This window comes from Arthrobacter antibioticus (assembly GCF_030063205.1).
Taxonomy (GTDB): Bacteria; Actinomycetota; Actinomycetes; order Actinomycetales; family Micrococcaceae; genus Specibacter.
In genome coordinates, this window is the sequence record NZ_JASISQ010000001.1 from 183,341 (window position 1) to 197,208 (window position 13,868).

The window sequence follows — 13,868 nt, forward strand, 5'->3', positions numbered from 1 at the left end:
GTTCGGTGGCGGGCGCAGTGAACAGTTCATCTCGTTAGAAGTCGCGTTAGAAATCGGGTGAAAAGAAGTGGGCTAGCAAAGAGTTCGCTAGTAGATGGTTAGTGTCCGCTCGACTCGGAGTACTTTTCTGCGCATGAGATATTTCCGTTCTCCACCCAAGTACAGGGTGCTGCGCTCGAGCTCCCACTTGCCATATTCGGCATGCTCGCGCAACCGCTGGTACGCACCCGGAACGGACTCCCTTGACCCCACAGTAATGACGAGATACTCGAATTGACGCACTGGCGCACCTTGGCCTGTGCGTACCGGTTTCAGCGATTCCCTCATGGACTGTCCTTCCCGCCCCCTGTGGATTTTCTTTGCGTTCAATACTAAAGCTACCTGTTGCGGTCCATGCTAGATGCCTCATAGGCAAAAGGACTTTCAAGTTTGTTAGCACACTGGTACCGTCAATCGCATGAGCATCGAACCCCGCGCAGCACTGAGCGCCTTGACCACAGCATTAGAAGAACACTTGGTGGCCGCATCAGCGCGCCGAGGGGAAGAAGATCCGATTGTCGAGGCAACTTTCCTGGGTATCATCGACGCCTTTGAAGCCTACGAAGAAGCCCTCTTTGATGCCTTTGACGAAGTGACGCCACTTGTCATTTACGGTGAGAACGACGATGACGATATTGACTTCGAGGACGATGATGAAGATGACGATGATGATGACCAAGACGATGCGGATTCAGACGGCGGGGATGCACACGGCTAAGAATCAGCCGGGGTGATCCAACAGCTCCGTGGGTGATACCTGGTGAGCTGTGAGAACTGAACTGCCAGAATATGAACTATAAAAAATACGGCGGGCTCTCCAAGGAGGGCCCGCCGTATTTCTTCACAAGTGAGTACTTTCTTACAAAGAACTACCGCTGGGGACGTGAAACCTCGCTGAGTACTTTGACAATCTGGTCCGGCAACGGAGCCAGCGACGACTTCATAATTTCCTTTAATTGTTCTCCAGTGCGAGGGCCAACAATCGCAGCAGACACACCGTGATTCTCTAGGAGCCAGCTCAGAGCTACATCCAACGGTTTGCGTCCCAGCCCGTCTGCGGCGGTAATGAGAGCCTCGGTAATCCGGCTGGGGCGACCTTCCAAGTATTTCTCCACGTAGCTTCCCATGGTGGCGCTGGCAGCCCTTGAATCGGCAGGGATCTGACCACGGTACTTGCCTGTCAGCACACCCCGACCCAGCGGTGCCCAGCACAACAGTCCGGCACCTACGTGCTCGGCGGCAGGAATCACTTCTTGCTCAGCGGCTCGTGCCAACAGTGAGTACTCAACCTGGTTGGCCACAATGGGTGTATCTGACAAAGTAGCGGCACGCGCCAGCTGCCAGCCGTTGTAGTTGGACACGCCGGTGTAGCGGACACGTCCGCTACTGACAGCATATTCAAGGGCCCCAAGGGTTTCTTCCAAGGGCACGTTTTCATCCCAAATATTTGCCAGCCACAGGTCTAGATGATCGGTGCCGAGCCGGGCAAGAGAGGCATCGAGACCGGCCAACATGGCCCGTTTGGAAGTATCAACCATTCGTTTTCCATTGCGATGACTGATTCCCGCTTTGGAAATCAAAACAACATCGCTGCGTGGGACCACATCCCCCAGTAGCTCGCCAAGGATTGCCTCGCTACGGCCCTCAACGTGGCTCACCGCGGTGTCCAAAGTTGTTCCGCCGCCATCCACAAAGTCACGTAGCTGCGTGCGGGCAGTCTCTGCGTCGGTTTCATTGCCCCAGGTCATTGTGCCCAAGGTCAGCGCGGAGACGCGCAACCCACTGGTGCCCATGAATCGTTGTTCCATACGTGCTAGCTTACGGTGAACTTTGAGCGCACAACGCGCGTCGATACCCCGGTTGGACACTACATGTCCGCACATGCTTTAGGCTGAAACCCGTGAACTGGTTTGAAGCAGCCTTCTTAGGCCTAATCCAGGGCCTGACAGAATTCCTCCCGATTTCCTCAAGCGCCCATCTTTTTGTTGTCGGCAAATTCCTGCCATCGGGCGCTGACCCCGGTGCCGCCTTTACTGCCGTCAGCCAACTTGGCACCGAGACAGCAGTGCTGGTTTATTTTTGGCGCGACATTGTTCGCATCATCAAAGCCTGGTGGGGATCTTTGCGCGGCAGGGTCCCTGGAACTGACCCGGATGTGCGCATGGGCTGGTTGGTCATCTTGGGTAGTCTGCCGATCGTGATCCTCGGTGTGCTGTTTCAAAGTCATATCGAATCAACTCTGCGTAACCTGTGGCTCGTTGCCACGACACTAATTGTCTTTGGGTTGATTCTGGCGGTTGCGGACACCGTGGCCCGCCAAAACAGGGAACTCAAAGACCTCAGCTACAAGCACGGCATCATTTACGGCTTCGCCCAAGCCCTAGCTCTAATACCGGGTGTTTCACGTTCAGGAGGCACCATTACAGCTGGTCTCTTGATGGGCTATACCCGCGAATCCGCCGCCCGGTACTCGTTCCTGCTGGCTATTCCGGCAGTTTTTGGCAGCGGTTTTTACGAGCTCTATAAAATCATGTCAGGACACCAAAGCGCTGACGGGCCCTTCGGAATTGGCGAAACAGCACTAGCCACTGTTATTGCTTTTGTCGTGGGCTACTTCATCATTGGCTGGTTCCTCAAGTTCATCTCCACCAAGAGCTTCCGGCCTTTCGTCTGGTACAGGATCGGGTTGGGCTTGCTGCTTTATGTCTTGCTCGGCACTGGCGTCATCACGCCTTAGTAGCGACTTCCACCCTCCCCAGACCCGCTTCGCGCGCCCCGGGCCCCTCGGCCGGTAGCGCCTTCCACCCTCCCCAGACCCGCTTCGCGCGCCCCGGGCCCCTCGGCCGGTAGCGCCTTCCACCCTCCCCAGACCCGCTTCGCGCGCCCCGGGCCCCTCGGCCGGTAGGCTTAGGCTGTGAAAACTTGGAAGTCTCTTGCCCTCCCTCAGCTGCCTGGCCTCATGCCCGGCATCCATCTGCATGAAACCACCACTCAGCGGGTGGTTCCCTTACCGGACACAGAACCCGCCAGTATGTACGTCTGCGGCATCACCCCCTATGACGCCACGCATATTGGCCACGCAGCAACCTACGTAGCTTTTGATCTGCTCAACCGCGCATGGCGTGACCAGGACCGCACAGTGAATTATGTGCAGAATGTCACAGACATTGACGACCCTCTGCTTGAACGGGCCACCCGTGACGGCCAAGACTGGCGCGAACTGGCTCTCTCCCAAACAGAACTCTTCCAAGCAGATATGGAAGCGTTAAACGTATTGGCCCCTGATCATTACATCGGCGCAGTCGAAGCAATCAGCTGGATTGTCCCGGAAGTAGAAAAGCTCATCGCTGCTGGAATCGCCTATTCAGTACCGGGAAGTAATGGGGAGCCGGACGGAGATATTTACTTCTCTGTTGAGGCCGCCTCGGCATCGGAACAAACTGGTGGACTAGATTCCCCTTGGTGGCTGGGACAGATCTCCGGGCTCAGTCCAGATGAGATGCTTACCTTCTTTGCCGAACGGGGCGGCGATCCGGAACGTGCAGGTAAACGCCATGCACTTGACCCTCTGCTCTGGCGCATAGCCCGTGAAGGCGAGCCGTTATGGGATGGCGCATCGCTGGGGGAGGGGCGCCCAGGCTGGCATATTGAATGCACCATTATTGCTCAGCGCTTCCTGCCCAAACCATTCATTGTCCAAGGTGGCGGCAGCGACCTGATCTTCCCCCATCACGAGATGGGAGCAGGACACGCCTACGCGCTGGAAAGCACTCCCATGGCGCTGCACTACAGCCACACAGGCATGGTAGGACTTGATGGCGAAAAAATGAGCAAGTCCTTGGGAAACTTGGTTCTTGTCTCTGTTTTGCGTCGGGAAGGCGTTGAACCTGCCGCCATTCGCCTGGCCATCCTTGCCCACCACTACCGCGTCGACTGGTTCTGGACACAGGAGTTGCTGGAAAATGCGCAATACCGTCTAGAGCGTTGGCGCAAAGCGGTCCAGCTGGCTCCTGAAGGATCCGCCAAGCCTCTACTGGCAGAGCTGCGTGCGGCACTTTCTCAAGACCTGGATGCACCACGTGCACTGGCAGCCGTTGACGCTTGGGCGGCAACAGCTGGCGCAGCAGGAGCAAACCCAGTGGTTTCCGAACGGGACGCCGACCTGGTTTCTGACACACTCGAGGCACTTCTGGGAATTCAGCTCTAGCAATTTCGCAGACAGATTTCGCAGACAGATACAAACAGACACAGAGGCAGCAGAATCAAACGGTGCTGTCTCTGTGTCTGTCTTTTGTATCTGTCTCTTTATAGGTATCTGAGTCTCGAGCCCTGTGCCTCTAGGGCTGGTCTGTACCGCGGCGACGAAGGTAGCGTTCAAACTCTTTGGCGATCGATTCACCCGTAGCCTCGGGTAGCTCTGCGGTGTCCTTGGCCTCTTCCAACTGCTTAACGTAGGCGGCTATTTCAACGTCGTCGGCGGCAAGGTCGTTCACACCTCGTTCCCAAGCCTGAGCATCGTCGGCCAGTTCATCGGTGGAAAGCGGAACGTGCAAGAAATCCTCAATGCGGTTCAGCAGTGCCAACTCAGCTTTGGGGGAGGGTGCTTGGGCAACATAATGCGGCACCGCAGCCCACAGGGAAATGGTGGGCAGACCGGCCAACAACGCCAGCTCGTTCAAAACACCCACTATGCCGATCGGACCTTCGTATTGGGACGCCTCAAGGTTAAGCCTTTCACTCAACTGCTCATCGTCACAGGTTGCTGTGACGGGAATAGGCCGAGAATGGGGAACATCAGCAAGCAACGCACCAACAAGCACCACATAATTCACATTCAGCAGGGCTGCCTTGGCCAGCAGTTCCGCTGTATAGGCGCGCCACCGGTATGAGGGTTCAATGCCGTGAACCAGAACAACATCAATGTTGGTACCCGGGATGCTGGCCTGAGCAATTTTGGTCACCGGCCACTTGATTTTGCGCCCACCAGTAGAAGCAAGCCTGACCTCCGGACGAGTGAACTGAAAGTCGTAGTACTCATCCGGCTCGATCACTGCCACTTTCTTCGCATCCCACAATTTGTGCAAGTACTTCAAAGCGTCGCTAGCGGCCTCACCGGCGTCATTCCAACCCTCAAAAGCAGCCAATAGCACCGTCACACGGTCCTCGCCCGGCGCCGGTCGCAGCAACCGTCCGACTTGCGGGGATTCACCATCATTGATTTTGCTCACAGTTCCAGCCTACGGCGACAACCCGTTCATGGCACCACACACCACGCACACTACGGACGAAAACGGTTCCAGCCTCTACGCCACGTAGACTGGAAGCATGCTTTTATCGACTGCCGCCGGCACACCCGAGGCGACTACCACTGCACCCACCCTCAAGGCCGTCCTTTGGGACATGGATGGAACCCTTGTGGACACCGAGCCCTACTGGATTGCGGCCGAAATTGAGCTTGTGAGAGCTCACGGCGGGCACTGGGACGAAGAAAAAGCTATGGCGCTGGTGGGCAATGCGCTTGCTACTTCGGCGAAGATACTCCAAGAAGCTGGTGTACAACTGTCAGTTCGCGAGATCATCGATCACCTCTCCCATCGTGTGATTGCCGGCATTCGCCGGCAAGTTCCGTGGCGTCCAGGCGCCCGCCAGCTGCTAGCGGAGCTGGCGAGCCGTGGCGTGCGTTGTGCCCTGGTGACAATGAGCGAACGGAATCTGGCCAGCGAGGTTGTCAGTGCCCTCGACTCGGAATACTTTGAGTTTCTGATCACCGGGGATGAAGTGTCCAACGGCAAACCCCACCCTGAGCCATACCTGATGGCCGTTGAGCGTCTGCGCCAAAGCGATCCGTTGCTGACGGCACACCATTGTGTGGCCCTGGAAGACTCCATTCCTGGTGTGGCATCAGCTGTAGCCTCCGGTGTGGCCACGATTGCTATCCCGCATGCCGTCCCCTTGCCTGAAGATTCCCGCCATACAACGTGGCCCACACTGGCGCACAGGACGTACGACGACGTCACGGCAGTTTTGCTCTCCCATGCAGCACCTACTGGAGCTGCTCTGTGAGCGGTGATATCGATGGAGCTAAGACCCGGCGTGAGGGTCTTGTCCTTGGCTCGGTTCGGGGAACACCCATTATTTTGGCGAACTCCTGGTTTCTAATCGCCGCTGTCACCGTGATCATTTTTGGCCCCCAATTACAGCAGATCTACCCTTCGCTGGGCGCGGGAGCTTACCTTGTTGCCTTTGCCTACGCTTTGCTCTTGCTGTTTTCCGTGCTCATCCACGAACTGGCCCACGCTGTAACCGCCAAACTATATGGCTGGACCACGCACAAGATTGTGTTGAATCTGTGGGGAGGCCATACAGAGTTTGATTTCTCCAAGGCAACCCCCGGAAAGGCACTTGTAGTGGCCTTCGCCGGTCCCATTGCTAACTTTGTCCTGGCTGGGCTGGGCTGGCTGGTTAAATTGGGCCTGCCCGAGGTTGCTTCAAGTCAAGGTGTCTCTTTGGGCACGGCCATAGCTATCTTGCTGGCGAACATCTTTATCTGGGCCAATTTACTCATCGGGTTGTTCAATGTGCTTCCCGGGTTGCCTCTCGACGGTGGACGACTCGTTGAATCGATCGTGTGGAAAGCGACTGGCAGTCAGGAAAAGGGAACCATAGCTGCCGGTTGGGCCGGGCGCGTCATTGTGATTGTGATTGTTGCAGTAGTTTTGGCGCTGCCATACCTTCGCGGTATTCAGCCCGAGCTAACAACCACCTTTATCGTTATCCTCTTGGCCGGATTTTTGTGGATGGGGGCATCGGCCTCCATCAAGGGCGCGGCCATGCGTTTACGCTTGCCCGCCATCACAGCAGGTTCCTTGGCTGCAAGGGCTGTTAGCGCTTCAAACCAGTGCTCGGTGGCACAACTGTGGACTCTTCGGGGTCAGTACCCTAGTGAGCCCATAGTTCTTTTTGGCACAGATGGTCGGCCCGCCTCTGTGGTTGATGAATATGCATTGGCGCATGTACCTCCACAAGCGGCAGCCACAACGCCGGCAACAGCTGTTTCACGGAGCCTGTCCGCCGGCGCCTATGTCCCCGAACTGGCGGCAGGCGCTGAACTAGTGGCCTACCTTTCCCAACTTCCCGATATGGAATATGCGGTGATCGACGTTGAAGGCAGAGTCACTGGATTACTGAGTCAGGCGAAGGTTGTTGCAGCCATTACGGGCAAACCACTTTCTTGACCTCCCCACCATCGAAGCCACCAGCCAGTATCTAGCGGCACAGTTGATTTTTGCGTGTACCCACAAGACAGGACTTTCCTATGAACCATATTAACTCCAGCGAAGCACCCACAGCCCCGCATGGTGCCGGCGCCCCCCATGGTGCCGGCGCCCGCCGCGGCTTGTTCCGCGCGGGCGAACGTGTGCAGCTAACCGACGAACGTGGGCGCATGAATACTGTGACATTGACACCGGGGACCGCTTATCACACGCATAAGGGCTTCCTGAATCATGATCTGCTGATCGGTGCTCCCGAAGGTTCCATGGTTGAGAGCAACGTTGGGCAGCAGTACCAAGCCCTCCGTCCGCTGCTCTCAGATTTTGTCCTGTCAATGCCCCGTGGTGCTGCTGTTGTCTATCCCAAGGATGCCGGCCAGATCATCACCATGGGAGATATCTACCCGGGTGCTCGTGTTGTTGAAGCCGGTGTGGGCTCCGGTGCGCTCTCAATCTCGCTACTGCGCGCCGTGGGGGACAACGGTTACCTGCATTCCTTTGAACGCAGAGAAGAATTTGCTGACATTGCCCGCGGCAACGTCGAGACAATCTTTGGTGGTCCCCACCCGGCCTGGAAGATCTCTCTGGGTGATTTCCAAGATCAAGTGGTAGAACAGGAAGCCCCAGGTAGCATTGACCGCGTGGTCCTGGACATGCTTGCCCCGTGGGAATGTCTCGATGCTGTGGCAACAGTGCTGGCACCAGGCGGGGTGTGGATTAACTATGTGGCCACGGTGACCCAGCTTTCCCGGACTGCGGAGGCTATACGGGCCGATGGCCGCTTCACGGAGCCGGACGCGTGGGAGTCGATGGTACGCGGCTGGCATCTGGAGGGGCTTGCTGTCCGTCCTGACCATCGAATGGTGGCACACACCGGTTTCCTGATGGTCACACGCCGCCTCGCGGACGGGGTAACCGGCATGACACTAAAACGTCGCGCCTCCAAGACCGACTTCGCCCAAGAAGACCTGGATGCATGGACTCCAGCAGCGGTAGGGGAGCGCGCAGTTTCTGATAAGAAACTGCGCCGTGCTGCCAGGGACGCCTCATCAACGATCCAGACGAAACGGACAAAGAGTAAGTCCACAGACGAAGGAAACGGTCAGGAAACCGTCTCCGACGCATAAACGCACTAAAATCAGCTGTACCGGCCGGCCACGGCTGCGGAAGGATCGATGGTTATGAGCGAATCAACTCACTCCACCCCGGAAAGCCCTGCCCAGGGCGTTCCCCCTACGAGTGTCCCCACACTGGGGTCCCAAGGGACCAGCTATACAGCGGGGCCCGGCCAACAAGCAGTGTTAGAACGCCAACTTAACGTGCTCCGTGACAAGGCGCGCAACCTTGATCGGCAGCTGGCCTCGACCACGGCAAATAACTCCAAACTTGTGGCAGTTCTTGAGACCGCCAAAGCGGAAATTCAGAAATTGCGATCGGCGCTGGAGAACGACGGCGAGCCACCCTATAGTTTTGGCACCATCGTGGCGCTTAACAAGCCTGAGGCTGTTTCAGGAAATAGCTCTGCACAGTCTCGTGAAAGCTTGGACGTTTACGCCTCTGGACGGAAAATGCGTCTTGGTCTTAGCCCGTTGTTGCGTATGAACGAACTTTCCGTGGGCCAAGAAGTGCTCCTCAATGAGGCTTTTACAGTCATCGCTGCTCTGGGTTTCGAGAAGGTTGGCGAGTTAGTCACTGTCAAGGAACTGCTGGGCACCAGCCGGGTACTGGTTCTTGGCCGCGCCGATGAAGAACGTGTTGTGCGCTTGGCAGGGGTTCTCCAAGGTGGTGTTGTCAAGGTAGGCGACGCACTCACTATTGACGGCCGCACAGGCTACGCGTTGGAAAAGATCCCCCGTTCCGAAGTGGAGAACCTCATCCTTGAAGAGGTACCGGATATTTCCTACTCGGACATTGGTGGACTAAAATCCCAGATTGAACAAATTCGCGACGCAGTGGAACTGCCGTTCCTGCACCCGGATTTGTACATTGAACACGGTCTGAAGGCTCCCAAGGGTATTCTGCTTTACGGCCCGCCAGGCTGTGGAAAGACTCTCATTGCTAAGGCCGTTGCCAACTCACTGGCTAAACGTGCCAGGGAACGCTCGGGCGTGAAAGACCAAAAAAGCTATTTCCTGAACATCAAGGGCCCCGAACTTCTGGATAAGTATGTGGGAGAAACTGAGCGTCAAATACGACTCATTTTCAGCCGGGCACGCGAGAAGGCCTCTGATGGAAGTGCGGTTGTTGTATTTTTCGATGAGATGGACTCGTTGTTCCGCACCCGCGGAACGGGCGTCTCATCAGATGTGGAAACAACTATTGTGCCGCAACTGCTCAGCGAAATTGACGGCGTCGAACGTCTTGACAATGTCATTGTTATTGGCGCTTCCAACCGTGAAGACATGATTGATCCGGCCATCCTGCGCCCGGGCCGGCTTGATGTAAAAGTGAAGATTCAGCGTCCAGACGCGGAAGCTGCTGCAGATATCTTCGCAAAATACGTCACAACGGCGCTGCCTTTCCACGCGGATGACTTGGTGGCGAACAACGGTAGCGTCCAGGACACAGTCGACGCGATGATCCAGCGAACTGTTGAAGCCATGTACGCCACGGACAAGGCCAATGAATTCCTAGAAGTGACCTATGCAAATGGTGACACCGAAATGCTGTATTTCAAGGATTTCAACTCTGGTGCTGTCATCCAAAACGTTGTTGATAGAGCTAAAAAGTATGCCATTAAGGACCTTCTGACAAGTGGTGAACGGGGCATTCGGATCGAACACATGCTCAGGGCTGTTGTTGATGAGTTCCGCGAGCATGAAGATATGCCCAACACCACCAACCCCGATGATTGGGCAAGAATCTCGGGTAAGAAGGGTGAACGGATCACCTACATTCGCACGATCGTGCAGAGCAAGGAAGGCCAGGTGCCGGGGCGGACCCTTGAAACAATGCACAACACGGGGCAGTACCTGTGAGCGTAGTGCGGGTGATGGGTGCCGAAACCGAATATGGGATTCATGCTCCAAGCGGCGGCACCTTCAATGCCACATGGCTTTCAACCCAGGTGGTGCACGCCTATTCACAGTCAACCAAGCAGCGTGCCGCAGCCGGGGGTGAAACACGCTGGGACTACACGGATGAGGATCCGTTAGCTGATGCACGCGGGTGGTCCGTGCCCAGGGCGTCCGCGCATCCCAGTCAGCTCACCGATGTGGAACCGGAATTAACAGCAGCTCAGATTGCCCTTGAAGGTGGCGAGTGCGCAGACATCACGGCTCCCTTAATGATGAATATGGTGTTGGGTAACGGTGCACGGCTATACGTGGACCATGCACATCCGGAATATTCTTCGCCCGAGGTAACGAATCCTCTGGATGCTGTCCGCTGGGATGGCGCCGGGGACCTTGTGGCGCTAGCGGCCGTGCGCAGGATTGCCGCCACGCCGGGGTTGCCCGAGATTAACCTTTACAAAAACAACACTGATAACAAAGCGGTCTCTTACGGCAGCCACGAAAATTACTTGATGCCGCGCTCTGTCCCTTTCAGCAGCATTGTCCAAGGATTGACGCCTTTCTTCGTCACACGGGCCATTATGTGTGGTGCTGGCAGGGTTGGGATAGGCCAGGATGGCTCCGGGGTTGGCTTCCAGATTAGCCAACGAGCCGATTTCTTTGAGGCTGAGGTTGGTTTGGAAACAACCATTCGCCGGCCCATAATCAACACCCGGGATGAACCGCATGCGGTGGCTACGAAGTACCGCCGGCTCCATGTGATTATTGGCGACGCAAACCTCAGCCAAATTGCCAACTACCTTAAATTCGGTACCAGCGCACTTGTGCTTGACATGATTGAGCACGGAAATGCCCCGGAACTGGAATTCTCCGATTCAGTCTCTACGCTGCAGGACATCAGCCACGACTGGGAACTGAAGCAAACGCATCAGCTCACAGATGGGCGGCGTGTCAGCGCTTTGGATGTGCAGTGGATGTACCTCAACGCCGCCAGGAAGCATGCGGAAGCCAACGGTTCAAGCCATCCCGCAACAGGTGACGGCCACACAGCAGCTGTACTGGCCAAGTGGGAAGAAGTCCTCACTGCCTTGGGCAGTGATCCGATGAGTCTTGCCAATCAGCTGGAATGGGTGGCCAAACTCAACCTCATGCAGCAATACAAAGCACGCGATGACATGGCGTGGAACGATCCCAGGCTGGGGCTCATTGATTTGCAGTGGTCTGACATCCGTCCCGAAAAGGGACTTTATTACAAACTACTGCAGCTTGGCCGCATGCAACGGGTGGTCACCGACGAATCAATTCGTGCAGCTGTTCAGCAACCACCGACAGATACCAGGGCCTATTTCCGTGGCCGGTGTATTCAGGAATTTGGTTCACATGTGGTGGGTGCCAGCTGGGATTCAGTGATCTTTGAACTACCCGAGATGCGACGACTTCAGCGTGTTTCCACCAAGGAGCCGCTGCGTGGGACTGCAGAATTAACAGCATCTCTTTTTGATCAGAACAACGGGCTGGCGGATTTCCTGGGCCAATTGTTATCCGACACTCATTAGCAGGCAGCTTTTAGGGTCCGCTTTTAAGGTCCGCTGCATGAGAGACGCAGTTGATACCGGCACACAAATGTTGCACGTCCGTGGCAGGATGGGATCAGATGCCGGTGTCGGTATCTGGGAAACACGCAAAAAGGACTCATCATGGCATCGCAGGAACAAAAGAACACCTCCTCCCGCCCCGAAGAGGAACATCTCGAGGATGTGCCCTTGCCGGTCCCCAACCCGGATTCTGGATCCGCCCAGGCGGCTACCTCCGGCGTGGATGATCTACTCGATGAAATTGACGGCGTCCTTGAAGTCAACGCTGAAGAGTTTGTCCGCGGCTTTGTCCAAAAAGGTGGACAGTAGGGACTCATGAGTGTCCACAGCAGCCGCAATTTTCCAGCGCTGGAAACCGGAGGTTCTTCGTCGTCGTTCTTTGACCATGTCAGCCGCACCAATCCGGGGCTGCTGCCGTTCAGCCAAAACCTCCCCGCGGGTACTGTTCCACTAACCCCACATGGCACAACCATCGTTGCCCTGACCTTCGCTGGTGGTGTCCTCATGGCAGGGGATCGCCGTGCCACCATGGGCTCCATGATCGCCAATAGGCATATTGAGAAAGTGTTCCCGGCAGATAGATACTCCGTGTTGGGGATCGCTGGAACTGCCGGCATCGCTATTGATATTGTGCGATTATTTCAGGTTGAACTTGAGCACTACGAGAAGATTGAAGGCACACTGCTCAGTCTTGAAGGTAAGGCAAACCGACTTGGCGCAATGATCCGGGCAAACCTTCCCATGGCGTTACAGGGCCTCTCCGTGGTTCCGCTATTTGCCGGCATTGACGCAGGCCAAGCGGTTGGGCGGCTCTTTTCCTACGATGTCACTGGCGGACGGTATGAGGAGCTTGAACACCACAGCATCGGCTCCGGCTCAGTGTTTGCCCGCGGTGCGCTGAAGAAGCTCTGGCGCCCGGAGCTGTCCGAAGATGAAGCCATAGCCGTAGGGGTGGAAGCCCTCATAGACGCAGCCGACGACGATTCGGCCACGGGCGGGCCGGACCTTGTGCGCAAGCTGTGGCCGGTGGTTTATGTTGTGCGGGACGCCGGCGTAACAAGGGTTGCCCAGGAGGTGTTGGCTTCAGTGGTGGGGACCATCGTTACCCAACGGACCCTGGAACGAAGGGAGGCATAACATGGCACAACAATTTTATGTTTCCCCCGAACAGGTCATGAAGGATAGGGCCGATTTTGCCCGCAAAGGAATTGCTCGGGGTAAGTCAGTAGTAGTGCTGATTTACCGAGACGGCATGGCCTTGGTGGCAGAAAACCCATCTCCAACGTTGCATAAGATCGGTGAAATTTATGACCGCATTGCGTTCGCCGCTGTGGGGAAGTACAACGAGTTTGAGAGTCTGAGACAAGCAGGTGTGCGTTACGCGGATGTGCGTGGTTATTCATACGACAGAGTTGATGTAACAGCCCGTGGTCTTGCCAGTGTTTACGCACAAAGTCTAGGTTCAGTTTTCACGGCAGAGCAAAAACCCTTCGAAGTAGAACTCGCGGTAGCTGAGGTGGGGCAGCGGCAGGGTGAGGACCATATTTTTCGCCTGAATTTTGATGGCTCCATCTCTGACGAATCTGGTTTTCTGGCTATGGGGGGAAAAGCCGATTTGGTACAAGCAGAACTTGAGCATCTCTGGTCCACCGGGGCCACACTTGATAAAGCACTACGCTGGGCCGTCACCGCCTTGGAAGCGCCGCGGGCCGCAGTGCCGGCCGCCGGCGCAGGGACAGCCCAGCCCTTGTTGGCCAACACTTTGGAAGTAGCCATCCTGGATCGGACACCGGCACAGTCAAGTGGCTCATTTAGGTCCTTCAGACGACTCACACCCAATGACATCGCCAGGGAACTTAGCCAAGACTCTTCCCCCTGAACCGACCCCGGCTAGAAGAATCAGTTAGAGTCCCAGCAAGCAATTATGCACAACAACTAATGCACTACAA

General features: G+C 56.2%; 14 protein-coding genes. 11 read left to right on the forward strand and 3 right to left on the reverse strand.

Annotated elements, in window-relative coordinates; genetic code table 11:
• Nucleotides 1-87: 87 nt before the first annotated feature.
• The gene (locus QMG40_RS00805) at nucleotides 88-327 is read right to left on the reverse strand and encodes a DUF5703 family protein (RefSeq protein WP_283526913.1); all 240 of its coding nucleotides are present in this window, start codon (nucleotides 325-327) and stop codon (nucleotides 88-90) included.
• A gap of 130 nt (nucleotides 328-457) precedes the next feature.
• On the opposite strand from QMG40_RS00805, the gene QMG40_RS00810 reads away from it, so the two are divergent.
• Complete coding sequence (locus QMG40_RS00810; protein WP_283526916.1) at nucleotides 458-757, forward strand: hypothetical protein; 300 nt, start codon at nucleotides 458-460, stop codon at nucleotides 755-757.
• A gap of 151 nt (nucleotides 758-908) precedes the next feature.
• Here the strand turns inward: QMG40_RS00810 and QMG40_RS00815 are convergent, their stop codons facing one another.
• Nucleotides 909-1,847: an aldo/keto reductase gene (locus QMG40_RS00815; RefSeq protein WP_283526918.1), complete on the reverse strand. Its 939-nt coding sequence runs from the start codon at nucleotides 1,845-1,847 to the stop codon at nucleotides 909-911.
• A 92-nt stretch (nucleotides 1,848-1,939) separates the two neighbouring features.
• Between QMG40_RS00815 and QMG40_RS00820 the strand changes: the two genes are divergently transcribed.
• Both QMG40_RS00820 and mshC read left to right on the forward strand, forming a co-directional pair.
• A complete protein-coding gene (locus tag QMG40_RS00820) occupies nucleotides 1,940-2,776 on the forward strand; it encodes an undecaprenyl-diphosphate phosphatase (RefSeq protein WP_283526920.1) in 837 nt (278 codons plus the stop codon).
• Between the two features lie 177 nt (nucleotides 2,777-2,953).
• Entirely contained in the window at nucleotides 2,954-4,246 is a 1,293-nt protein-coding gene (gene mshC / locus QMG40_RS00825) for a cysteine--1-D-myo-inosityl 2-amino-2-deoxy-alpha-D-glucopyranoside ligase (protein ID WP_283526923.1), read from the forward strand.
• Between the two features lie 130 nt (nucleotides 4,247-4,376).
• Here mshC and QMG40_RS00830 read toward each other — a convergent pair whose 3' ends face one another.
• The gene (locus tag QMG40_RS00830; protein ID WP_283528552.1) at nucleotides 4,377-5,258 is read right to left on the reverse strand and encodes a PAC2 family protein; all 882 of its coding nucleotides are present in this window, start codon (nucleotides 5,256-5,258) and stop codon (nucleotides 4,377-4,379) included.
• A gap of 106 nt (nucleotides 5,259-5,364) precedes the next feature.
• Here QMG40_RS00830 and QMG40_RS00835 point away from each other — a divergent pair, with 106 nt between their 5' ends.
• From QMG40_RS00835 to prcA, 8 genes are all read left to right on the forward strand, one after another.
• Nucleotides 5,365-6,102, forward strand: coding sequence for an HAD family hydrolase (locus QMG40_RS00835; RefSeq protein WP_283526925.1), 738 nt, complete (start codon nucleotides 5,365-5,367; stop codon nucleotides 6,100-6,102).
• A complete protein-coding gene (locus QMG40_RS00840) occupies nucleotides 6,099-7,274 on the forward strand; it encodes a site-2 protease family protein (protein ID WP_283526927.1) in 1,176 nt (391 codons plus the stop codon). Before QMG40_RS00835 ends, QMG40_RS00840 begins: the two co-directional genes overlap by 4 nt.
• 80 nt (nucleotides 7,275-7,354) lie before the next feature.
• Nucleotides 7,355-8,437 carry a tRNA (adenine-N1)-methyltransferase gene (locus QMG40_RS00845; RefSeq protein ID WP_283526929.1) on the forward strand — a complete coding sequence of 361 codons (1,083 nt, stop codon included), beginning with the start codon at nucleotides 7,355-7,357 and terminating at the stop codon, nucleotides 8,435-8,437.
• A 54-nt stretch (nucleotides 8,438-8,491) separates the two neighbouring features.
• On the forward strand, nucleotides 8,492-10,288 hold the full coding sequence (gene arc, locus QMG40_RS00850) for a proteasome ATPase (protein ID WP_283526931.1): 1,797 nt from the start codon (nucleotides 8,492-8,494) through the stop codon (nucleotides 10,286-10,288).
• A 14-nt stretch (nucleotides 10,289-10,302) separates the two neighbouring features.
• Complete coding sequence (dop, locus tag QMG40_RS00855; protein ID WP_283528554.1) at nucleotides 10,303-11,880, forward strand: depupylase/deamidase Dop; 1,578 nt, start codon at nucleotides 10,303-10,305, stop codon at nucleotides 11,878-11,880.
• 141 nt (nucleotides 11,881-12,021) lie between these two features.
• On the forward strand, nucleotides 12,022-12,228 hold the full coding sequence (locus QMG40_RS00860; protein WP_283526934.1) for a ubiquitin-like protein Pup: 207 nt from the start codon (nucleotides 12,022-12,024) through the stop codon (nucleotides 12,226-12,228).
• A gap of 6 nt (nucleotides 12,229-12,234) precedes the next feature.
• A complete protein-coding gene (gene prcB, locus QMG40_RS00865) occupies nucleotides 12,235-13,056 on the forward strand; it encodes a proteasome subunit beta (RefSeq protein WP_283526936.1) in 822 nt (273 codons plus the stop codon).
• Between the two features lies 1 nt (nucleotide 13,057).
• On the forward strand, nucleotides 13,058-13,798 hold the full coding sequence (prcA, locus tag QMG40_RS00870; protein ID WP_283526939.1) for a proteasome subunit alpha: 741 nt from the start codon (nucleotides 13,058-13,060) through the stop codon (nucleotides 13,796-13,798).
• Nucleotides 13,799-13,868: the final 70 nt, after the last annotated feature.

Coding starts and splice junctions, on each gene's coding strand:
- arc (WP_283526931.1), top strand. CDS start 8,492: ATGAGCGAATCAACTCACTCCACCCCGGAAAGCCCTGCCCAGGGCGTT.
- QMG40_RS00860 (WP_283526934.1), top strand. CDS start 12,022: ATGGCATCGCAGGAACAAAAGAACACCTCCTCCCGCCCCGAAGAGGAA.
- QMG40_RS00835 (WP_283526925.1), top strand. CDS start 5,365: ATGCTTTTATCGACTGCCGCCGGCACACCCGAGGCGACTACCACTGCA.
- prcA (WP_283526939.1), top strand. CDS start 13,058: ATGGCACAACAATTTTATGTTTCCCCCGAACAGGTCATGAAGGATAGG.
- prcB (WP_283526936.1), top strand. CDS start 12,235: ATGAGTGTCCACAGCAGCCGCAATTTTCCAGCGCTGGAAACCGGAGGT.
- QMG40_RS00810 (WP_283526916.1), top strand. CDS start 458: ATGAGCATCGAACCCCGCGCAGCACTGAGCGCCTTGACCACAGCATTA.
- QMG40_RS00845 (WP_283526929.1), top strand. CDS start 7,355: ATGAACCATATTAACTCCAGCGAAGCACCCACAGCCCCGCATGGTGCC.
- dop (WP_283528554.1), top strand. CDS start 10,303: ATGGGTGCCGAAACCGAATATGGGATTCATGCTCCAAGCGGCGGCACC.
- QMG40_RS00805 (WP_283526913.1), bottom strand. CDS start 327: ATGAGGGAATCGCTGAAACCGGTACGCACAGGCCAAGGTGCGCCAGTG.
- QMG40_RS00815 (WP_283526918.1), bottom strand. CDS start 1,847: ATGGAACAACGATTCATGGGCACCAGTGGGTTGCGCGTCTCCGCGCTG.